1 protein-coding gene is annotated in these 448 nt (G+C 69.6%); it reads left to right on the forward strand.

Annotated elements, in window-relative coordinates:
* Positions 1-36: 36 nt before the first annotated feature.
* Positions 37-448: TorF family putative porin (locus AC066S_RS39395; protein WP_478271996.1), on the forward strand; the 412-nt coding region annotated here is incomplete at its 3' end.

Raw genomic sequence — 448 nt, forward strand, 5'->3', positions numbered from 1 at the left:
ACCCCCGACTACAAGTTCCGCGGCCAGGACCAGGACATGCTCAAGAGCGACGGCTTCGCCCGCAGCAGCGCGTTCAAGCCGGCCGTGCAGGGCGGCCTGGACTATGCCTTCGGCGACAGCGGCTGGTATGTGGGCACCTGGAACTCCAGCGTGCAATGGCAGCGCGGCAACAGCCTGGAGAGCGACCTCTACGGCGGCTGGCGCTTCAAGGCCGGGCCGATCGACATGGACCTGGGCGCGATCGCCTACCTCTACCCCGGCAACCGGGCGGGCAACACCCGGGAGGTGTACGCCAGCGCGGGCTACGGCAGCGACACCCTGGGGCAGTTCACGCTGAAGTACGCCCACACCGTCTCGCGCGACTACTTCGGCTATGCCGGTGCCAGCGGCGGCTCCGGCCTCTCCGGCCGCGGCACCGGCTACACCAGCCTCGCCTACAGCCGCGAAC

Source organism: Bradyrhizobium sp. CFUWI, from assembly GCF_056429085.1.